The organism is Helicobacter muridarum (genome assembly GCF_000765805.2).
Taxonomy (GTDB): Bacteria; Campylobacterota; Campylobacteria; order Campylobacterales; family Helicobacteraceae; genus Helicobacter_A; species Helicobacter_A muridarum.
In genome coordinates this window covers 31,043-52,603 of record NZ_JRPD02000001.1, presented here as the reverse complement: position 1 = coordinate 52,603, position 21,561 = coordinate 31,043, and the positions used below count along the sequence as shown (strand labels likewise).

Sequence of the window (21,561 nt, the reverse complement as noted above, 5' to 3'; positions counted from 1 at the left end):
CTATTGTGCTGTATAACCAGCATCAATTACTAATGATTGTCCTGTTATATGCTTTGCAGAATCTGAAGCAATAAATAACGCTAATTCTGCTACATCTTTAATATCAATAAGCTTTTTTTGTGGGATAAGTGGGAATAAAACCTCATCTAAGACCTGCTCCAAACTAACACCTCTATTATTTGCTAAATCTTGCATTTGCCCTCTAACTAAAGGCGTATCAATATATCCCGGACAGATTGCATTTGCGGTTATCCCATGCTTTGCACATTCTAGCGCAGTAACTTTTGTAAGCCCTATAAGTCCATGTTTTGCACTATTATATGCAGCTTTACTAGCAAATCCTATTAAGCCATTGATAGAGGACATATTTATAATGCGCCCAAATTGTTGCTTTTTCATGATTGGCAAGACATATTTTGTAGACATAAACGCACCAACTAGCATGATTTTAATCATAGTTTCAAACTTATTTGTAGGAAAATCCTCTATATTTGCTACATACTGTAAACCAGCATTATTAATAAAAACATCAATCCGTTTGTAACTCTCATGAGTTTTAGAAACAAGCTCTTTTACTTGCTCTTCATTGCTAACATCACATACAACGCCCATGCAATTATTAGATTTATTGTATTGTTTTACAACACCATCTAAAGCCCTAGCATTAATGTCTGAAAAAACAACTTTGTAATTAGAATCTAAAAAAGCCTTTGCTATCTCCAGACCAATACCGCTCGCACTACCAGTAATGATTACAACTTTACTCATTCAAAAATCCTTAAAATTACAATATTAGTAAATTATAAGCTAATTTAAGCTTATATAATTAAAACAAAATAACATTTTAGGTTTAGTTTTTACATAATTACAAATTTTTGTAACATTAAATAACTTACAAAAACTTGTAATTATTATTTGCTAATTAATAGCAAGTGTTAAATAATTAAAAACAGATTCAATAATTTGATTTTTTAATAGCATTCCTAAAAAACTCCAATATTTAAGAATTTAAATCTAGTCAAAATGTAGTCAATTATTATTATGGAAAGCAAGTAAAGTTACACTTAAGGTATAGGCATTACATATTCACCGAATTTTTATTATTTCATGTTGCATTTATGATAAAATTGTTGTAGGATTCAGTCCAAATATAGCCGCAAGATTTTGATAATAAATTAAGGAGTTAGGTTCATGGAAAATGTGCAAGATTCGATAAATAGAAGAGATATTCTAAAGATTGGAACACTTATTGGTGGTGTTGTTGCTTTAGGTGGAGCTTTATCACCAATGAATGCTGCAACCTCTCAATCTAAACCAACAAAAAATAATCCTTTAATGCTAAACTACAACGAGAATGCTTATGGGTGTTCACAATTAGCTAAGAAAGCTATTGAAAATAATATAAATAATATTTCATTATACCCTGAGAAACTGACAGACAAATTGTTAAACGACATTGCTGATTTTCATCAGATTAAAACAGATAAATTATGCCTCACAAATGGTGCATCTGCTGGAATCCAATCCTCAATTTATACTGCAAATAGAATGGCACAAGAGCAAGGGTTGCCACTACGTATTATAATTCCTAATCCAACATTTGAATTTGTCGAAGAATATGCAAAACCTTTAGACATTGAAATTGTAAAATATAATCTTGACGCAGACTTTGAAATAGATATTGATGGTATGAAAAAAAATGAGAGAGAATTTGATGGTATGTCTCTTGTATATTTATGCAATCCAAACAATCCAACATCAAATATAATTAACGCTAATGATCTGCATTCTTGGATTCGCACAGCTAAAAATACAACTGTTTTTCTAATCGATGAAGCTTATGCAGAATACGTTGTAAGCAATATGTTCACAAGCGGAATAGATATTTTGAAAGGCGGAGCAAAAAATGTCATCGTGGTGCGCTCATTATCTAAGATATTTGGTCTTGCAGGTTTACGTGTAGGATACATTATAACTACTCCAGAGTTGAAACGTAGAATTGATGAGTTTTTAGAAATTGTAGGTATTAATGCATTGGGTGCTGTGGCTGCTAGTGCCGCTATTAAGGACTTTGGCTTTAGGCAATATTGTTTGAATTCAAATATCAAATCAAGGCAGATTGTTACAAAGGTTCTTGATTCTTTGAATCTAAGATATGCACCATCACATGGTAACTTTATATTCCATGAAATTAATGGTCAGTTTGATGATTTTGCTAATAATATGGAACTTCAAAACATCATTGTTGGAAGGAAATTTGATAGATATGAAAACTTCTGTCGGGTTACATTAGGAACTCCAGATCAAATGCAATATTACACCAAAGTCCTAAAAGACTTTAGAAAGAAAAGACTAGTATAGCTAATCCACAAGCTTCACAATTTTAATAGCAAGAATATATAGCTTGAATTATTACTTAATTTTCTTTTGCAAAGTTGGACAAATTTTATTGTAATAAACGCAATAAATCGGTTGGATTAACAATGTTTAGTGGACTCGTTAGACAATTTGGTCAAGTTATTGATTACAACAATAATATGCTATGTTTAAAATCCACCTTATATCCAAAAATTGGGGATAGCATATCAGTAAATGGAGCATGTCTAACAGTTATTAAAACTCAAAAAGATTGTTTCTGTGTAGAGCTTAGCATAGAAACGGCAAAAAGCATTGCTATAGAAAATCTATCTGGATTTGTGCATATTGAGCCTGCATTAAAATTTAATGACGGATTACATGGGCATATAGTTCAAGGACATGTTGATTCCATAGGGACAATCATAAAAAAGGACAAGGTAGGGAATCAAACCTTATTTCATATTCAAGTAGAACCCAAATCGTTAAAACTAATGGTAAATAAAGGTAGCGTATGTATTGACGGAATAAGCCTTACAGTTAATGCTGTATTCAATAATTATTTTGAACTAGTCATAATTCCACATACAATGAAAACAACATTATTTCATTCATATCAGGTAAATAGGAGAGTTAATATAGAAACAGATATTATCGTGCGATCGTTATTTGCACTTATGCAACGATATATTTGTAGCAAAGATAATATTAACACGCAAGAGCTTCTTGATAGTATAGCACTAGGATATTAAGGAATACAATGGATATAATTGCATATATTACAATCATAGCTGCTATTACAGCTTTTACTAGGTTTGCGCCATTCTTGGTTTTTTATAAAAAAGTTCCGAATATAGTTTCAAATTTGGGAATGATTATGCCTGCAAGCCTTATTGCCATGATATTTATATATTCTTGTAACAATATCATTTTGCACACCCCAAAGTTAGATAAAACAGACATTTGCAATATCGTTGGAATCATATTCACTATTATAATACATAAAATATTTAAGAATATTTTGCTAAGTATCATAGGTGGCACAACATTTGTAGTAATATTGCAAAGCAATATATGATGTTTGCCTATCTCATCACATCAAAAGATTATTATGGAGATCTTAGCGATAGTAACCTATCTTACTTTAAACAAAAAATAATATATGCAAATAATAAAATTGCTAAATTAAATATAGGTTTTGCAACATCTATAAAACTAAAATTTGCCTGCTTGCGTTATAACAACTCTTATAACGCAAAGCAAATTCTTAGCAGTAAAGAATGGAATTTGATTCGCACATTTTTATCAATATGTGAAACACTAAATATAGTGGCTACTATAAATTTATCCCATGCGAAACTAGATATATTACATATAATGCAAGATAATGGAATGTCTGCAGGTATTCACCTAAAAGATGCAGATATGCCATTAATAGAAAAAGTTCTGCCTTTGCTTACAAAGAGCAATAAGACAAATGAAAATCTCACACCACTCATTTACAGTGCGCATAGTATAGATAATGTAAAAATGTCAATTAAACTTGGTGCTGATTTCGCAACTATTAGTCCTATTTTTTATGAAAAAAATGGCAACAAGGCATTAGGAATTAAAATTTTTGGCGAGCTGGATTCAAGACTCAAATCAAGAATCATAGCCCTTGGCGGAATCACTACAGATAAAAAAGTGCTATTAATACAACAATGTAAAATAGCTGGATTTGCAAGTATTGGATATTTTTTACAAAATTAAATGATAAGCAAGATAAATATTTACGTTTCACTCTAGACCATCTATTTCAGAATCTGCACAAATAAATACGGATTTTGTTTTATCATCATATACTTTTAATATTGCTTTTAGAAATATATCAGCTTCTTTAATGCTAGAAAAGATTGTTACAGTATTAATGGAGTTCATAACTTCTAAGAAACTAGCAAATACACCAATCTTAACTAAAGTAGTTTCAAATCCACTAGCATTGCTTTTCAACTGCATTTCTTCATTATCAAGTTTAGTCATAGTAAATTTATAGATATAAAAAGTACGCTTTTCATCAAAATTACCTCCACTATGTGGCAAGATAATATTTGTTCCATAGAATTCATTTGCACTTGCTACTAACTCATCAACTTTTACCACAGAAAAAACCATAGGCAAATCAACATAAAAATCTGAATGTTTGTTTTTGTCTAATACCATAGATAAACCCCTAGACTTAAATATTACGCGCTCGTAATTGTAGTATAAATTAAGATATTTTATTGCATTCTACTGCTTACATTTTTCATTATAGATTCTGCAAATAAAAAAAGGGGAGGCAAATAACTTTGTAAAAATATTAAAAAAAGGCTATAATACTACGATAGGCATTTATACTAAACTATTTACTTTACAAAAATTATTTGGGGAAAAAGAGTATGATAACAAAACTGCTATGTCTTTCTGCTGCGGATACAAGCCCTTTCGCGAAGATATTTTTAGAGTATCTATCAAAAACTGGTAAAATCGAATATGATTTTGCAGAGATTGAGCCGCATATTCTTGCTAATCCAAAATTTCCGCTTAGCAAACTTCTATCGCATTTTTGTTCAAGCACTCCAGATTTTATTATGTCTTTTAATGGGCATTATCGTCATCTTAAAACGGAACCTAATATACCATTTATTGAGATGGGAGATTCCGTTGCGGGTCCAAGTAGGCACAATAGGCCATTTATTAAAAATCCTGTAGAATGGGAAAAAAGGGTAGTAAAAGTTGAACCACAATGGTATAGCAAGATTTTCCCATTAGAAGAGCACACTATCTATCAAATGATAGATTCCTATCGCTATGTATATTTACGTCATATTGTTGCCTCATACAAGAAAAATCCAGTAAAAACCGAGCTTCCTATTGCATTTTATCTACCTGATTGGAACACTCATACAGATGATATTCTACAAAGTATATATCGTTATTTAGACTTCTGTAGAGACGTAAATTGTGGTCTATATGTAGGACTATCAAAAGCCGTGCTAGATCCAAATGATAATAGTTTAGAACAGAAGTATAAGGCAAAGCGCAAAAGTATTGATACTACGTTAAAAATCATACAAGATGAAATAAGTAAGTTTAATAAGGAATATCAAAAAGAAAATATCGTAGCAAGAATCGAGGAAAATACAAATTGGCGACTTGAGCTTATGAAACATGATATAAAATTATTGTCCATTGAGCCTAGTAGCACTACATGGATAGAATCATTATATTTATTAAAAGCAAAAGAAGCACAATGCAATAAAATACGTTTAGTGCTTGCTAATGGACAGAGATTCCCCGGAACAGACGATTTTGATAACGAATTAAGAGAGATTGAAAAGTATTTTAAGGAAAATTTAATGCGAAAAGATAGACATTCAACACTTGGACAAATCTTTACCACAACAGATAGGTTTTATCACTTCTTGGGATTTCAAGAAAATTTTGCTCTAAGTATGGATTTCAGTAAAATAGCAAAGCTTTTAACTAAAGCACCAGAAGAAAAAAAATAGAATGTGAAATATATAATTGTCTTGATTGTAAATGAATTTTTCTTTATAATTATGGCTTATGAATATTCCGGATTAGCTCAGCGGTAGAGTAGGTGGCTGTTAACCACTTGGTCGCAGGTTCGAATCCTGCATCCGGAGCCACTTCATTTTCCTCCTTTTATCTATTAAATTTAAAATATAATCAAATCATTTGAGCATTATCCTTAAGATGATGCTATTTACTCTTGTCATTATTTTAAACTAATCATAACATATAATATTGCAATCATTTTTAGCTTTTATACACTAAGATTTATAACTTTAACACAAGGAAATAATATGAAGTATGCAAATGAACTTTTTAATAGCGATTGGAGCACAAAGGTGAATTGGAACGCAGTCAAGATAGCAGTATTAAGAAGAACTAGAGAAACTTGCTATTTGCATTGCATCAATGAAAAAGATTTAGATATTATACAACCAAGTTCACTAATAGGGTTAGAAGAAGAAATTGCAAAATTAGATTCAAATACTCTATCATTCCTAAACAATAAATATGCTAGCAATGCTCTATTATGGGGTGCTAGAGGCTGTGGAAAAAGCTCAGTGGTCAAAGCTGTTTTAGGCAAATATATCTATAACCAGAAAACTAATTTACGTGTGCTTGAAGTCGAGAGTAAAGACATCGATATATTCCCAATTATAATAGATTACTTGCGTGGGTTTGCTGATTATCGATTTATTGTGTTTTGTGATGATATGGCATTTTTTCCTGATGACTACTCATACCGCAGTCTAAAGAGTTGTCTTGAAGGATCATTTGAGAAAAAACCTACAAATGTAATTATATATGCTACATCAAATTTAAGACGTATTATGAAAGAAGATGAAAAATCCAAGCAAGATTATGAATATACTCAAGAAACATTATCCCTTGCTGATAGGTTTCCATTAAATATTGGTTTCTATCCTATTGGCACAAAAGAATATCTCTCAATCTTAGAATCCATAATAACAAAAAGCTGCCAAGATCATGATATGGAGAATCTAGAAGAAACATCTAATAAGATATTTCATCAAATAAAACAAGATGCTATCAATTTCGCTACGCAAATAGGCAATAAAAGTCCAAGAAGTGCACATGATTTTTGGAATCTATATAAAACCAACATATTAAATTAAATTCTTTATATATATTTATATGATTTATTGAAGTAAGAAGTGGTGGATCTTGTAGGACTTGAACCTACGACCACTCGGTTATGAGCCGAGTGCTCTAACCAACTGAGCTAAAGATCCATAAGCTCTGTATTAATAAATAATGAGAAGATGAATTATACTAAAAAATTGCAAATAAGTGCATATAAGACTATATTTTAAAGAAGTTTTTAACTGCCATAATGAAAGCTTATTTATTATTTATGAATTGGAGATTTACAAGATTCATATTAATATCAATTTCAATTGATATTAATATGAATCTCTAGCATAACTTCAATCAAGTCCTCTTCATATCGCAAATTTTAGTAACATCATAATCTTCCTCTTTTAGTAAATCAGCCTCAAATAGAAATATAGATGGTATATATTCCTTTTGCTCCCTTGTATTTTGCATAGCAAACGAGAGATACAAAAGTTCTTTAGCACGTGTGCAAGCTACATAAAAAAGTCGCCGCTCTTCCTCTATACTGCCGCTCTTAGATGCTAACTTACGATTAGGGAATCTACCATCCATTAAATCAACTAAAAACACACATGAGAACTCTAGCCCCTTGCTAGCATGCACACTAAGCAAATTTACTCCAGATCCTTCTGCTAATTCATTACTGCCCAATACCATAGCATTTAAGAATCCTAGTAAATCCTTATAATTCCTAGAAATATCTTGCAAAATTGCTATTTTAGAATCAATCCTCTTTTTCACAGACTCCAATAGAGTTAAATCAAGTTTACCATCTTTGCCCTTTGCTCTATCTCTACTCAAATAATTCAAATAGTTTTTATATAGCGAGCAATTGCATAGATTCTCAAGCAATATTGTAGGATTTTGCTCATCATGATTTTGCTTATATACGATAAAGAAGTCATTTAGAAAAATCGCTGCTTCTTGCGTGATTTTTGGATGCTCAAGAATTGGATGAGATTTAAAATCATCATGTAGCACAGAATCAAATCTACTTCGCTCCTCTTTGCGAAAGAACTCATCAAAAAGCCCTATACCAGTATTATTCGCTCTAGAAAAATAACATTCTATATTCTTATTAGGAGAAAGAAGTCCAATTTTACAATCTCCCGCGCCAACTAGCATAAGAGCCTCAAATATATCTTTTGCAATAGAATTTCCAATTCCCTTTGCATGGCTTATAATATGAATGTAGCTCATCATGTCATTTTTATTTGCAAGAATGCTGCATAGACAGAGCAAAAACTCTATCTCCTTGCTATCAAAGAAACTAGTACTTCCTTTTCGCTTGCTATTAATATTTAGCGTCCTAAGCGCGGCTTGAATACCATCAGCACTTGAATTATTGCGATATATAATAGCCATACTCTCATATGGAATTCCACTATATTTATGCAGTTTTTGAATCTGTTTTGCAATCCCACTATATTGGGCAAATAGATCATTATATTTCAATAACGCAGGCGCATGTGATCCCCCCTTTTTGACTATCTTTAGAGTCTTGGGATATATCCTAGGATTATTTGCAATGACTTTATTTGCAAGATTTAATATATGCTCTGTAGATCTATAATTCTTGCTTAGCGAAAAGACTCTGGAGTTAGGATAATTCTTAGTAAAATTTGTGATAATGCTAATATCAGCTCCATTAAATGCGTAAATACTCTGATCATAGTCTCCGACACAAAACAAACTTTTTGGATTAATTGCCCTAATTAGTGAATCTTGCAACGGGTTTGTATCTTGATATTCATCACAAAGAACTTCGATATAAGGTGTAGAATTAATACTTGCTAATTGCTTTAACTCTTCACGATATAAAATAAGTAAATCATTGTAATCAACATATCCATACTCCATTTTTAACCTATTAAATTCATCAAAAATATCCTCATAAATATCCACAAATCTTAATTGGTCTTCATTTTTCCTCTCCAACCAATCACGATAGCTACCATTAATTACACTATTATGAAAAAGCCCATAGGACTGATAGAGATATTGGTATGAATATGGCATTTTATCTTTATCAAATAAGTGCCTATCATAGATGCTCTTGAATAATATCATAAGCTCTCTTGGTTGTTTTAGAGATACGCTCCTATGAGCCTTTAGATAGCGATATGCTACGCTGTGAAATGTTCCTGACTCTATTTTATTTGCTATTCCTTCTCCAAACATTTTTGCTACTCTAGTAATCATTTCACTAGAAGCTTTATTGGTAAAGGTAAGTAATAAAATTTGCTCTGGTTTAATATCTTGTCGCAGTAAATGAGCTATACGTCCAACTATTGTTGAGGTTTTACCTGTACCAGCAGATGCAATGACTAAATTATAACCAAGAGGCGCATTGCATGCTAGTTGCTGTTCTTCGTTTAGATTCATATCTAACTTAACCTTATGTAAAGGAATTATAATTACTATAGCAATGGAAACTTTAGTCTTTGCCCTACTAGACTAATAAGAATAATTAAGCTCTTATTGCTGAATTTATATGGAATGGCTAGCAATTTCAAAAAATAATCTCTTTGCATTGATTGTTGTAATGTTTCTTAGCTGTTCTGATGAAGTGCATATAATCTCGCTTATCTTTTCTGATATTATAGTTAGAAATTTCGATTCATTGCGCTTGCCACGATGTGGCACTGGTGCTAGATATGGAGCATCTGTCTCAAGTAAAATTCTATTCACTGGAATATTTGGTAAAATCTCTACAAGCTCTTTTGCATTCTTGAATGTTATGATTCCGCCAATACCATAATAAAAACTATCACTCATCTCTAAAAGCTGTCTATTAGCATTGTAGCAATGAAATACCCCTCTAAGTTTCACATTATATATAGGTTCTAATTTATACTTACAGAATCTTAAAATCTTTAACATGCAAAGACTTGCTGAAAAATGCTCTTTACTATCCCTAACATGCAATATAAGCGGTAAATTATTTTGCAAGGCAAATATAATTTGCTTAAATAGACATAATACTTGTATTAAAACCTGCGCGGCTATTTGCTTTGATTCTAGGCGAAAGAAATCTAGCCCACACTCACCTATTGCTATACACTTTGGTAATAATAAAACATTTTCAAATTGTCTAAGGCAATCTTGTATCCAAATCTCTTTGCTTGTATCTAAAATATCATGGACTTGTTCCCAAGATTCTAATAACGAATCTACAAAGCATTCTATAGATTTTCCAATATCATCATCAATATTAAATAGCAATAACAAATGAGATAACTTATCTATTCTATCCAAGAGTATCATCTCATTTGTATTGTATGGATGAATGCCAATACCCATAAACACCTGTGGATAAGAATTAGATATAGAGATTGCATTTTGCAGTGTTTCAAGTGATGCACCTGGTATTACAAAATGGCTTACATTTACATCTTGCGATTGTTCTATGACTTTATCTAAATCATCACTAAAATCCTCAAAATCCAAATGTATGTGTGTGTCAATCATAGAACTCATGATAATCCTTTGCAATACTCGGAATCTATCTTAAATTGATTTTGTTTGTAATGTAAAACCTATAAGAAATTTAAAAGGCATACTTACTAGCCTTCAAATCTAACTTACACTGAAATGAATCGCAATGTATTATATGCTTATCTCATATAATCGCTTTCTCTGACTAGAGCCTAGTATACCAAGCTGTTTACGATACTTTGTAACTGTTCTACGCACCATCTTTAAGGCGAATCTCTTTTCGATTAACTCTAAAATCTTTATATCAGATAGTGGCTTCTTCCTATCCTCATTTTTTATAAGTTCGTTTAGGAAATCTTTAACACTAGCATTAGAGGTATCGCCATCAATGGCAGTAGTAAAGAAACTCTTAATAGGAAATACACCCCTATCACATTCTAGGAATTTATTAGCAATGGCACGTGAGATAGTGCTAGGAGAATGCCCAAACTCGTCAGCTAAGTCCTTTAATTTCATAGGTTTAATCTCCCCTCCCATGAAAAAATCATACTGATATTCTACAATCATTAGCCCTATTTTTTTTATGGTAGCCTTGCGCATATCAAGCGCGTCAACCAGATCCCTAGCCTCTTTTAACTTGCTTTTAAAAAAGCTATCCTCTTGAACATTTTTCTTATAAGGCTTTTCAATCAACACGCCAGGATAATAAGAATCATTTAGCTTTAATTCTATATTGCCATCTTCTTGCGTTATGATAATATCTGCAATAACTGCATTAGAATCTTCTTTAAAATCAAGGCTTGGGATTCTAGCAAAATCCCTAATCACCTTCATCACTTTTTCATAATTACTATATTTCTTAAACTTAGAGTGGTTTTCAAGATTTTTTACTATTTGCAAACCTATATCATAGTCTATGCCCTCTAACTCACTTGCATCTAGTTGAAAAATCAAGCATTCAAGTAGATCTTTAGCTCCAACCCCACTAGGTTCTAAATGGCAAAATCTCTGCCTGACTTTTTGAAACTCATTCTCATCACATATAACACCGCCGTTAGCTAAATCCGCCAATACAACACTCATATCGCAATCAAAAAATCCTTCACTATCAAGATTATCAACAATTGCTAGAGCTATTTTTTGGCTTCTTATCGTAGGAAATAATGGTGGATTAATTTGTTCTTGCAATATTTCTATGAGGCTTTTTTCATAGATTGTAAGTAACTCTATAGTATCTCCAATAGAGTTTTTTGTTTGCTGTGTGATTCTTTTTGGAGATTTGGATTGATACAGACCTTGCAAACTTGTAGAAAAAGCAGATTCTATCTCTATGTATGGATTATCCTGGCTAATCTTGTTAAGTGTTTCTTCTAGCTCATTAATAGGACTTTGCAATATCGGTAACCAGCTCTTAAGTGTAGAAGAAAGCTTTGATTTAACAGCAATATTTTGTCTTAATTTCGCCATTATGCACCGCGTCCTCGCTGAAGTTTACTCTATATTGTAGCAAAATATCTAGCAATTCATAACATACTTTTGGTATCTAAATTTATAGACATTTAAAATTTTGCTAACATTATTCTCTTAACATAATTTGCATGGCAAGAACATAATTCAAGGAAAAACAATGAGCAATCAATTAAACATATGCGATATATCAAAACACATAACATTTTTTGAAAATCTAATTGGTAAAGAAAACACTAAAAGCGATACTATGCACAAATTAGCATATAGCTATGATGCAACAAGAGAGGAGCGAGAGCCTGATATAGTGCTTTTCCCACGCAATGAGCAAGATATTAGCGATATTTTAAAATACTGTAACACCAATAAAATACCAATTGTCCCAAGAGGTGCTGGAAGTGGCTTTACAGGTGGCAGCATTGTGGCTAAAGGTGGCATCGTTCTAGCATTAGAAAAATATATGAACAAAATCTTAGAACTTGATGAAAAAAATCTAATAGTGCGCGTTCAACCCGGCGTAATCAACAAAGACTTACAAAACTTCGTAGAATCTCATGGATTATTTTATCCGCCAGACCCAGCAAGTGAGAATCAAAGCACAATAGGTGGAAATGTCAGCGAAAATGCAGGCGGTATGCGAGCAGCAAAATATGGAATCACAAAAGATTATGTAATGGCTATCCGTGCTGTTTTACCTAATGGAGATATTATTCGCGCAGGAAAAAAGACAATCAAAGATGTAGCAGGATACAACATAGCAGGTATTTTAATAGCAAGCGAGGGGACTTTAGCAGTAATTAGCGAGATTACTCTAAAGTTAATTGCAAAACCAAAACATAAACGCTCTGCTATGGGAATCTTTGACACAATAGAAAATGCAATGAATGCAGTTTATAAAACTATGGCTAGTGGCGTAACACCTGTTGCTATGGAGTTTTTGGACAATTTATCTATTCGCGCAGTTGAGCAAAAATTCCACAAAGGGCTACCTATGGAAGCAGGAGCAATTTTGATTACTGAAGTAGATGGGAATCTTCAAGAGGATATAGAGTATCAATTAAAATTAATAGAATCTAAGTTTAAAGAAAATGGTTGCGTTGAGTTTAGAGTGGCTAAGGATTCTAAAGAAGGAGAAGATTTATGGTTTGCAAGGCGAAATGTAAGTCAAAGCATTAGTATTTATGGCAAAAAGAAATTAAATGAAGATATAACAGTGCCACGCGCAAAATTACCAGAGTTATTAGCACAAATTGATGAAGTGAGCAAGAAATATGGCTTTAAGATTCCATGTTTTGGACATACAGGCGACGGCAATGTACATACAAATGTAATGGTTGAGGATTTAAAGGATTTAGAGAAAGGACATGAAGCAATCACAGAGATTTTTAAGATTGCAGTTAATTTAGAGGGGACTTTGAGCGGTGAGCATGGCATTGGGCTAGCAAAAGCACCATTTATGAATCTAGCCTTTAATGATTCTGAAATGAATCTTTTTCGTCAAATAAAAAAGGCTTTTGACCCAAATAACATTCTAAATCCGGGCAAAATGGCATTGTAGATTCTATATTTATAGAATCTATTATGATTTGAAACTTAGGATTATAATTATCAAGGTTCTGTTTAAAATTGCATAAAATCTAGATTCTATTAACTAAATATAGTTTTATTGAATTCCGCATAGTATCAGGACTCAAAGAAGCTTTTTTAGTATATTTTGATAGTATGCGCTTTTGAAGCATTTGTATTAAAAGGAAAAATGATGTTTGAGGCATTTTGTCAATGGTTTTAAAGGAGTAAGGAGAAAAGTTAGAAGCGTATCAAATAGATATCTAGAGCGAAGACTAGCTTTAATTGAAACTATAATTAACACGGAGCTTTCAAGGATAAGGGTGGGGACAAAAACAATCCAAAGATATGTATCTACACAATATTTTAATCGATTATACTCAAACCCATATAGTAAGAAATGATGATTTTTTTGATATTCACATCATACAGCAAGCAGATAAATACTTTAAATATAAAGCTAATATTTAGATATAGGCTCAAATATTGGCAATAATACTCTTTATTATACCCTTGTGCGAAAGGCAAAAAGTCTATGCCTTTGGGCTATTAAAGGAAACTGATGAGAATTTATGTAGAAACATTGAGCTCAATTCCTGTAAGATGTGATTATCCCGCACAATATCGCACTGGGAGAGCAAACAGACAAGGCAAGTATAATGGGCTTTTATACTACCAAATATTATGTGGGATTAGTTTGAAAAATGATATAGAAGGCTTTGAGAGCTTGTGTTACGGAAGTGGTGCTTTAGAGCATATAGCCGCTATGCAAATAAAAATTTTGATGAAAATATAGTGGAGTAAGCAATATTTTGCATTATATGGTTATAAAATAGTCGAAAAATAAGCTATGCGGATTATATATTCTTTAAAAATTAAATATTTGAGATTAGATTTTATATTCTTCTCTTTGTCATTCTTAAGGCTTTAGCTGAAGAATCTCACTCCTTGCGTCATTTTTAAGCTTTCTACTCAAAGTCATTCTGAGCAAAGCGAAGAATCTCTTACCCACCTCCTTTGTCATATTGAATGAAATAAAACATCTCTTTAGCACTTGTTTGGGATTATATATTTTAAGTTTCTTCGCTTTCTTGCGAAAGCTTAAGAATGGAAAGATAAGTCGCAATAACAGGGCAAATCGCAATGTGATTGCATTATAGAATCTAAATGAGAGTAAACAAATATTTTAAACTACATGAATTTAAATGTAAATGCGGTAAATGCGAATTACCGCATGGCATGCCTAGCGATTCTCTAATTGATGCGCTTGTTGAAATTAGAGAGCATTTTAATAAACCTTTAAGAATAAGATCAGCTTATCGCTGTGCTGAACATAATAAAAAAGTAGGTGGAGCACCAAGATCAAGACATACACAAGGGGACGCTGTGGATTTTGTGATTGATAATGTCCCAACTAAAAAAGTATTTGAATATGTGCTGAAAACATATAACGATAAACCTTTTGGAATCGCAATTTCTATAAATACGCAAGATGAGTTTAGAGGCTTTGTGCATTTGGATACGCGCGGTTATAAGGCACGCTGGAGCTATAATAAGGCAGGCGAAATCTATCTAGCAGAATTGAAAAACACATTAAATCTAGCATAAGGATATTTTATGATAAATAATGCACAAAAAGATAACTTGTATCTTGCAGGCGGCACTTTATATATTCAGCCATATTTGAAAGACGGCAGCCTTTCTAGTGAAAAATATGATATGGGTGCAACAGAAGTAACACTCACAAGAGACACGCAGAGTGCTATTGCTTTTACACGAAGCGGGGGCTTAAAGCAAAAGATTGCGGAGGTAGTTACAGAGGAAAACTACACGATGAAAATCACTTGCAATAGCTTCTCTCCTATGAATCTAGCGTCAGCCCTTGGCTCAAGAGTAGAGAAGGTAACAATACTAGATGGAGAAATATTGCCAAATGGAGAATTAGCAAATGGTGATTACACTTTTATAAAAATAGACGCAGGGAGTAATCCACTTTTAAAAGCAAAGTTAATATTTGAGAGCAAACCTATTTCAGGCAAAAGAGTGATTGCGATAATCCATGAAGCAAATATCAAAATGGGCGGGGATTTGCCTTTGATGAGTGAGGAATTTGCAACAATGAGCTTTGAGGGAAGCGCGAATAAAACGCAAGAGGGATATTATACTCACTATATCGAACAAAGTTTCACAGAGCAAAAAGATGACTTGAGCCCAACACAAACCCAAGAGACACAAGTAGAACAAGCACAAGAGAACGCAACAGTGTAAAGGAGAAAAAATGGCAAATTTAGTATTTAAAGTAGAGCGCGCAAGTATTGATTTTAGCGCAGAGTTAAGCAATGGAGAGAGTGTTACATTAACACTTTTTGAGACAAATACTAGACAATTACAAGAGCTAACAAAGGCAAAAGAGCTAGATTCTAATATTGATATAACGCTAAAGCAGCTAAGAGAGAATTTAAGTGGGCAGAGAAAAGAGGATTTTATACAAGACTTATTAGAGCATGGCAGCATTGATAGTTTTTATGTAACTATGAGCGAGCAATTTAGGAAAATAAAAGAGGCTAAAAGAAAAAACTAATTCGCTGGGCAAAGGAAAGCGCCTTCATAGCTAGAGGAGGTAGCGTGCCTTTGCCCATAGAACTAGATGATAGCGAAGAGATTTTAATTGCTTACTGCTTTAATCTTGCGCTTGATTTTAAAATAGGGGCAGCTAGTGTTATTGAATGCGTTGATTATGCTGTGATAAGGGATTATTGTAAAAAACATAGACTTGATAGCATTGAGGTGTTAAGCATATGCAAGGAAATGATAGCTTTAAGAATGTATTAAAGGTCCCTATATGACAAACTCAAATGTAGCAGTTGATATTAATTTCAATGTGTCCAAATCCAAGCTAGAGCTTGCAAACACAGAATTAGATAAAAGCAAAAGCAATATAGAATCAAATACAAAAGCTAGCCAATCTTTTAATAGCTCCATTGTTAAGCTTGGAGCTTCTTTTGCTGGGATTGGCTTAGCTATGCAGGGCTTTAATGCAATAAAGGATATATTGAGCGAACCAATAAAGCAAAGCATAGAATTAAATTCTCAATATGAAAACCTAAGCAACTCCTTAGCCTCCCTAATCTCTATAAATCATGCAAATGTAGATTCTATGGGCAATATGCTAGATATACAGGAAAAATGGAATCTATCTTTAGAAAAAAGCAAAGAAACCCTAAATGACTTAAAAGAAGTGGGGCTAAAGCTTGGATATAGTCTAAATGACATGTCTGATATGTTCAAAACCTTCTATAGCACTGCTGGGGCTAGCATGAGCCTAGAGCAAGCAAAAGAAGTTATGGAAGCAATAGCAGTAGCTGCTCAAGTTAGCGGTGCTGATGTATCTAGTCTTAAGGTAACGCTTGATACATTAGGAAGTGGGGCTATTGATACAGCAACTGACTTTGGTAGATTTGCTAAATCTCTTGGGCTCTCCACAGAATCTATGCAAAAGGCAAAAAATGAGGGCAAACTGTATGAGTTAATGCTAGAAAAGCTTAGTCCATTGCAAGAGAGTGTAAAAGCGCAGAGCCTTAGCTATTCTGTGGCTATGGGTAGGCTTAACTCTGCATTTGAAGATATAAAGCGCAGTGCCTTAAGCCCTTATTTTGAGGCTATAAAAAAATCTATCATAGGCTTTGCAGATACGCTAAGCAGTGTGCAAGATAGAATATCTCTTGTTTTTAACTTTCTGATAGAGCATATTAGCAGAGTTGTAGAGTCATTAAAAAACCTAGCTAGCTTTATATGGGACAATCTAAGTGAGGCTATTAAATGGCTTGCCTCTTGCTTTAGAGAAAGCAACAAAGAGTTAGATACATTTACTATTTTATTCAAGACTTTTCAGAGCATAAGCATAGCTACAAGTACAACTATAAAAATCATAGTAGATTCTATTAAAGCTGCTATCAATGGCTTTAAATTGCTTATAAATCAAGCCATGAAAGCATATCATGCAATAAGTCTAGCCCTATCATTTGGACGTGATAATGAGGCTAAAGCAAAGTTAAATGCGCTTGCAAAGCAAGATGAAGAGCTAACTAACGCTATGATGGACAATATAGATAATGTGAGAGAGAGCTTTAAAGATGGCTTACAAGAGATTACAGATGTATGGATTAAAAATCAAGAGAAAATAGAGCAAAAGGCTAGTGATAATATAAAAAAGGCTACTTTAGTAGGCTTAAAGCAAAAGCAATCTCCTCAAGAGTTAAAACAAGAAAAGGGTAAAAGCGAAGAAGACAAGCTAAAAGCTTATTGGGACTTTGAGTATAGACTAAGAGAGCGCAACGTTGCCCTAATGAAAGATTCCAAATCAAAAGAGCTAGAGAGCGAGAAGCTAAGATTTGATAGGACTATTACAAACTTAAACTTTGAAATTAACGAAAAGCTAAAAAGTGGCGAGATAGAAATATCTCAAGCAAATGCTATGTATGCTGCAGAATTGGCATTGCATGAAAAACGAATGAAGGATATTAAAGAATATAATCAATATGCAAGTCAAATAACTTCAAATCTTACTCAAAATCTTAGCAATGCACTGCAAGGATTGATGAATAATGAAGGTTTAAATGTTTTTGAAACAATGTTTAAACAGGCGCAAAATAGCATTACACAAGGCTTTAGCGATGCCTTAAGTAACGCGTTTATGAATTCTAAAGTTATGGAATCTATGCAAAAGTCTTTTGGCTCTATGCTAGAAAAACTCACAGGCGAAGGTGGCTTTTTAGATAAGCTTTTTAATAGTAGTGGCATAGGTGGGCAAATTAGCGAAATGCTAGGAGCTTCACTTGCGGGATTTAGCCTAGGGCAAACTAGTGGGGGCATTGTAGGTAGCTTTACTAGTAATGAGCAAAATGCTAAAAGGACGCAGAAATATAGCCAAGTAGGAAGTCTTGGAGGCACTGCCTTAGGTGCTGCCTTTGGACCTGCTGGGGCTATGATAGGAGGAGTGATTGGAGGCATTGCTGGAAGTCTTATAGGCTCTTTTAACTCTAAGAAAACACAGAGTATAGCAAAGGGAGTAGAGCTAACTAAAAGAGCTACTAAATCTCAAATACAAGCAAGAGAATATGAAGACTTTAAGACAACTAAAACTAGCTGGTGGGGATTATCTAAAAAAACAAGCTTTCATACAAATTACAGTAATGCTGATGAATTCGCGCTAAGGCAAGTTAAAGATACATTAAGAGGGTATGAGTATGCCTTGCAAGATATGGGTGCGGGATTTAAAGAAATAAGTGTAAATGCGGGTAAATATAATAGCTATGCAGACATTGCTAATGTTGGGGCAAAGGAGCTAATAGCAAGTTTTTTAGATATTCCAAAAACCATAACAAAAACCTATACGCAAACATTCTTTTCAACAGACTTGTATGAAGATGTTACCCAAACTATCAAAAAAGAGATTGAAAATCCAAATTTAAGCGCGATATACAAAATATGGCAGGATTATGCAAAAAGCATTGATAAGGAAGTAAACGAGGCTCTTAGTGAAAGCCTAAATGCTTATATCAACACAGGCAATAATTTTAAAACTTGGGTGTATAGGTTTAAAGGGCAAGAAAGCGAGGCTTTAAGATTCCAAAGTGAGCTAGCAAAAAAGCAAGTAGATAGGCTTATGGATACACTAGGTGCTACTGATGTGAATATAGATAATTATTTACAATATAGAGAAGAAGCAATAAAAAAGGGCTTTGATCCGCAGACAATAGCAAATATAAATGCTTTGGGTGAGGCTTTGATGGCAAGCAGCGAGGCTACAAAGAAATATGAAGAAGCTCTAAAAGGAGAGAAAAAGCAAAAGCTAAATATGATAGATCCATTTTTAGCAAAGACAAAGGAGTTAAAAGAAATACAAACGCAAAAAGACAACACACAAGAAAAATTAAGCGTGCAGATTTTAAGCACATTGAAGCAAATGTTGCGCGTCAATCAAGAAAGCTTGAACGAGCTAGGCAAAGCTAATTAAAGTAAGGGCAAAAACATGAAAATTCTAAGGCGCGGTGAAATTGTTATTATAGAATCAAATTTAAGCGATGACACGCAATTATTTGATAAAAATGCGCAATACAGACAGGGCGACATCGTGGTAAATTCTAAGTCTAAATACAAAGCAAAGGTAGATGTAATTAATCAAAATCTAAACAATGCTGCATATTGGGAATGGATTGACACAAGCAATGAATGGGCATGCTTTGATTATTATTTAAATACAAGCTCTTACAATAAAGACTGCATTGATATTAGCTTTGCATGCGTGGGGGCTAATGCAATTTATATTGCGGGGTTGCAAGCAAAAATGCTACTTATTGAAGTTATTGATATAAGAAATAATCAGATAACAGAACAACAAGAATTTAAACTTTATGGCAATATGATTGCTAGCTGGAGTGAATACTTCTTTGGAAATTGGAAGGGGAAGCAAAAAAGCAATATTTACTATGAGCGCACAACATACACACGCAATGTAGTCTTTAGAATAAGAGCTTATGGGCTAAGAGATATAGCAATAGGCTCTATTATCTGTGGAGAGTTAATCGATATAGCTATGACACTCTATGCAAAAAATTCAATCTCTATGCTTGATTTTAGCAAGGTTGAGAGCGATGAGCGGGGTTATACGCAATTAACAAGAGGCAATTTTAAGCGCACGAATGCCTTTGAAGTGCTAGTTGAAGATAGAGATATGGACAGAGTAAGCTTTTTGCTTAGCGAGCTTAGAGGAGAAGCTATTGTGTTTGTTATTGCTGATTATTTTGAAAATCTGATTAATTTTGGATTCTTGAAAAATCATGAGATTTTATTAGAAAAGGTTGGGAGAAGTATTGTATCAATAGAAATTGAAGGACTAATATGAATGCGTTTGTCTTGCGGCTGCTTTTGCTTGATTCTTCGCTCAAAGCTTGGTCATTACCACATAAGGTAACTCCCTTCGCTTTTTGCTTGAAAACAAGCAAAATCAACTCGCAGGACTTCCGCATTAGCGTTATTTGCATAATCTTAGAATTCTTTAAGCGATATGTTTGCATGAAAGAAGGGACAAGATGAAATCTATAACAAAGAAAACTTTAAAAAGGAGAATATTATGACTAAAATTACACCACTGCCACAGCCACCAACAACACAAGATAGCATAAACTTTGACATTAGGGCTGATGCTTTTTTGGAGAGTTTGCCAAAGTTTGCAGATGAGCTAAATGCCTTTGGGCTTGATGTTGATGAAGTAGGAAATGTCGTCCATGACAATATACAATCTGCTGTGGAAACGGCAAAAGAAGATTTAAAAGCTACTACAAAAGAGAGTATAGCATCCATTGAACATGCCGCAGATAAAAGAGCAAAAGAGCTAAAAGCAATAGCAGGCATTAAGTCTGATAGCTGGCAAAACATAGCGCAGTTTATCTTGTTATTGCTAAGAGAGATTCGTGATACACAAGAAAAAGAACTAATAGAGCAAGATAAAATGCTTGAATATAAGCTATTTTTTCGGAGTAGTCTGCCAAAAGGCTATAAAGCTCCTAATTCTTTATTAAAAATAAGAGATTACCCGCTAGCATGGTTTTATAGCTTACAAACAAGCAAAGAGGCACAAGTTGGCACGCCAAAAGGATACTTTAGGCTACCACAAGGCAATCTCTACACAAAGGGAGTAAGCGTTAAGAGCCTTGTGGGAAGCTTTGGAGAACAACAGCTTTTAGCCCATAGTCATAGCTATGGACACTGGACTCCTACCTCAGAACCTCTAGGAGGTAGCAGCAGACGTAGAAATATGGTAGGAGGATTTGTTTATAACAATACTTCAGTTTATGGTGGAAATACGAATGAAGTTAGAAGAGTGCATTTATTGGAGGGATATTATGTGGGCTAGCAGTTGATTTGACTAGATTAATGAACTGAATCTATTTAAACAAGATAGAAAGAGAATTTAAACATTGTTTAAATAGAGTTTTAACGCATAATTCTGCCTTTAAAACAAAATATTTTAACTCTTTT

Annotated in this window: 21 protein-coding genes and 2 tRNA genes; 17 read left to right on the top strand and 6 right to left on the bottom strand. The window is 33.4% G+C overall.

Features of this window, described 5'->3' with window-relative positions; genetic code table 11:
• The gene (locus LS73_RS00255; protein WP_034559294.1) at window positions 1–768 is read right to left on the bottom strand and encodes a 3-hydroxybutyrate dehydrogenase; all 768 of its coding nucleotides are present in this window, start codon (window positions 766–768) and stop codon (window positions 1–3) included.
• Between the two features lie 423 nt (window positions 769–1,191).
• Between LS73_RS00255 and LS73_RS00250 the strand changes: the two genes are divergently transcribed.
• The 4 genes from LS73_RS00250 (at window position 1,192) to LS73_RS00235 (ending at window position 4,107) form a co-directional block, all read left to right on the top strand.
• Window positions 1,192–2,361, top strand: a complete 1,170-nt coding sequence (locus LS73_RS00250) for a pyridoxal phosphate-dependent aminotransferase (protein ID WP_052089934.1) — start codon at window positions 1,192–1,194, stop codon at window positions 2,359–2,361.
• A 122-nt stretch (window positions 2,362–2,483) separates the two neighbouring features.
• On the top strand, window positions 2,484–3,107 hold the full coding sequence (locus LS73_RS00245) for a riboflavin synthase (RefSeq protein ID WP_034559292.1): 624 nt from the start codon (window positions 2,484–2,486) through the stop codon (window positions 3,105–3,107).
• Window positions 3,108–3,115: 8 nt separating this feature from the next.
• On the top strand, window positions 3,116–3,433 hold the full coding sequence (locus LS73_RS00240; RefSeq protein ID WP_052089933.1) for an AzlD domain-containing protein: 318 nt from the start codon (window positions 3,116–3,118) through the stop codon (window positions 3,431–3,433).
• Window positions 3,430–4,107, top strand: a complete 678-nt coding sequence (locus LS73_RS00235; RefSeq protein ID WP_081955657.1) for a thiamine phosphate synthase — start codon at window positions 3,430–3,432, stop codon at window positions 4,105–4,107. The genes LS73_RS00240 and LS73_RS00235 overlap by 4 nt, the downstream gene beginning before the upstream one ends.
• 27 nt (window positions 4,108–4,134) lie before the next feature.
• On the opposite strand, the gene LS73_RS00230 is transcribed toward LS73_RS00235, so the two are convergent.
• Window positions 4,135–4,557 carry a hypothetical protein gene (locus tag LS73_RS00230; protein WP_034559291.1) on the bottom strand — a complete coding sequence of 141 codons (423 nt, stop codon included), beginning with the start codon at window positions 4,555–4,557 and terminating at the stop codon, window positions 4,135–4,137.
• 218 nt (window positions 4,558–4,775) lie between these two features.
• Between LS73_RS00230 and LS73_RS00225 the strand changes: the two genes are divergently transcribed.
• The 3 genes from LS73_RS00225 (at window position 4,776) to LS73_RS00215 (ending at window position 7,049) form a co-directional block, all read left to right on the top strand.
• Entirely contained in the window at window positions 4,776–5,888 is a 1,113-nt protein-coding gene (locus tag LS73_RS00225; protein ID WP_034559290.1) for a hypothetical protein, read from the top strand.
• 66 nt (window positions 5,889–5,954) lie between these two features.
• Window positions 5,955–6,029: transfer RNA gene (locus LS73_RS00220), tRNA-Asn, on the top strand.
• 177 nt (window positions 6,030–6,206) lie between these two features.
• Entirely contained in the window at window positions 6,207–7,049 is an 843-nt protein-coding gene (locus LS73_RS00215; RefSeq protein ID WP_034559289.1) for a DUF815 domain-containing protein, read from the top strand.
• Between the two features lie 40 nt (window positions 7,050–7,089).
• Here the strand turns inward: LS73_RS00215 and LS73_RS00210 are convergent.
• The 4 genes from LS73_RS00210 to LS73_RS00195 all read right to left on the bottom strand — a co-directional run bounded on the left by LS73_RS00210 (window position 7,090) and on the right by LS73_RS00195 (window position 11,955).
• Window positions 7,090–7,166: transfer RNA gene (locus LS73_RS00210), tRNA-Ile, on the bottom strand.
• Window positions 7,167–7,365: 199 nt separating this feature from the next.
• Complete coding sequence (locus tag LS73_RS00205; protein ID WP_052089929.1) at window positions 7,366–9,435, bottom strand: ATP-dependent helicase; 2,070 nt, start codon at window positions 9,433–9,435, stop codon at window positions 7,366–7,368.
• Between the two features lie 105 nt (window positions 9,436–9,540).
• The gene (locus LS73_RS00200; RefSeq protein ID WP_052089927.1) at window positions 9,541–10,530 is read right to left on the bottom strand and encodes a TatD family hydrolase; all 990 of its coding nucleotides are present in this window, start codon (window positions 10,528–10,530) and stop codon (window positions 9,541–9,543) included.
• Between the two features lie 129 nt (window positions 10,531–10,659).
• Entirely contained in the window at window positions 10,660–11,955 is a 1,296-nt protein-coding gene (locus LS73_RS00195; protein WP_034559288.1) for an RNA polymerase factor sigma-54, read from the bottom strand.
• Window positions 11,956–12,115: 160 nt separating this feature from the next.
• Between LS73_RS00195 and LS73_RS00190 the strand changes: the two genes are divergently transcribed.
• From LS73_RS00190 to LS73_RS00150, 10 genes are all read left to right on the top strand, one after another.
• Window positions 12,116–13,513 carry an FAD-linked oxidase C-terminal domain-containing protein gene (locus LS73_RS00190; protein WP_034559286.1) on the top strand — a complete coding sequence of 466 codons (1,398 nt, stop codon included), beginning with the start codon at window positions 12,116–12,118 and terminating at the stop codon, window positions 13,511–13,513.
• A 570-nt stretch (window positions 13,514–14,083) separates the two neighbouring features.
• Window positions 14,084–14,317: a hypothetical protein gene (locus LS73_RS00185; protein ID WP_034559283.1), complete on the top strand. Its 234-nt coding sequence runs from the start codon at window positions 14,084–14,086 to the stop codon at window positions 14,315–14,317.
• A 371-nt stretch (window positions 14,318–14,688) separates the two neighbouring features.
• Window positions 14,689–15,129, top strand: coding sequence for a D-Ala-D-Ala carboxypeptidase family metallohydrolase (locus LS73_RS00180; protein WP_034559281.1), 441 nt, complete (start codon window positions 14,689–14,691; stop codon window positions 15,127–15,129).
• Between the two features lie 9 nt (window positions 15,130–15,138).
• Window positions 15,139–15,789 carry a hypothetical protein gene (locus tag LS73_RS00175; protein WP_034559279.1) on the top strand — a complete coding sequence of 217 codons (651 nt, stop codon included), beginning with the start codon at window positions 15,139–15,141 and terminating at the stop codon, window positions 15,787–15,789.
• Between the two features lie 10 nt (window positions 15,790–15,799).
• On the top strand, window positions 15,800–16,102 hold the full coding sequence (locus LS73_RS00170) for a hypothetical protein (RefSeq protein ID WP_034559277.1): 303 nt from the start codon (window positions 15,800–15,802) through the stop codon (window positions 16,100–16,102).
• 44 nt (window positions 16,103–16,146) lie between these two features.
• A complete protein-coding gene (locus tag LS73_RS00165; protein ID WP_034559276.1) occupies window positions 16,147–16,353 on the top strand; it encodes a hypothetical protein in 207 nt (68 codons plus the stop codon).
• 10 nt (window positions 16,354–16,363) lie between these two features.
• Entirely contained in the window at window positions 16,364–19,537 is a 3,174-nt protein-coding gene (locus LS73_RS00160) for a hypothetical protein (protein WP_081955656.1), read from the top strand.
• 15 nt (window positions 19,538–19,552) lie between these two features.
• On the top strand, window positions 19,553–20,425 hold the full coding sequence (locus LS73_RS00155; RefSeq protein WP_034559275.1) for a hypothetical protein: 873 nt from the start codon (window positions 19,553–19,555) through the stop codon (window positions 20,423–20,425).
• Entirely contained in the window at window positions 20,422–20,616 is a 195-nt protein-coding gene (locus tag LS73_RS09940) for a hypothetical protein (RefSeq protein ID WP_034559274.1), read from the top strand. Before LS73_RS00155 ends, LS73_RS09940 begins: the two co-directional genes overlap by 4 nt.
• A gap of 37 nt (window positions 20,617–20,653) precedes the next feature.
• A complete protein-coding gene (locus tag LS73_RS00150; RefSeq protein ID WP_034559273.1) occupies window positions 20,654–21,436 on the top strand; it encodes a hypothetical protein in 783 nt (260 codons plus the stop codon).
• Window positions 21,437–21,561 lie beyond the last annotated feature (125 nt).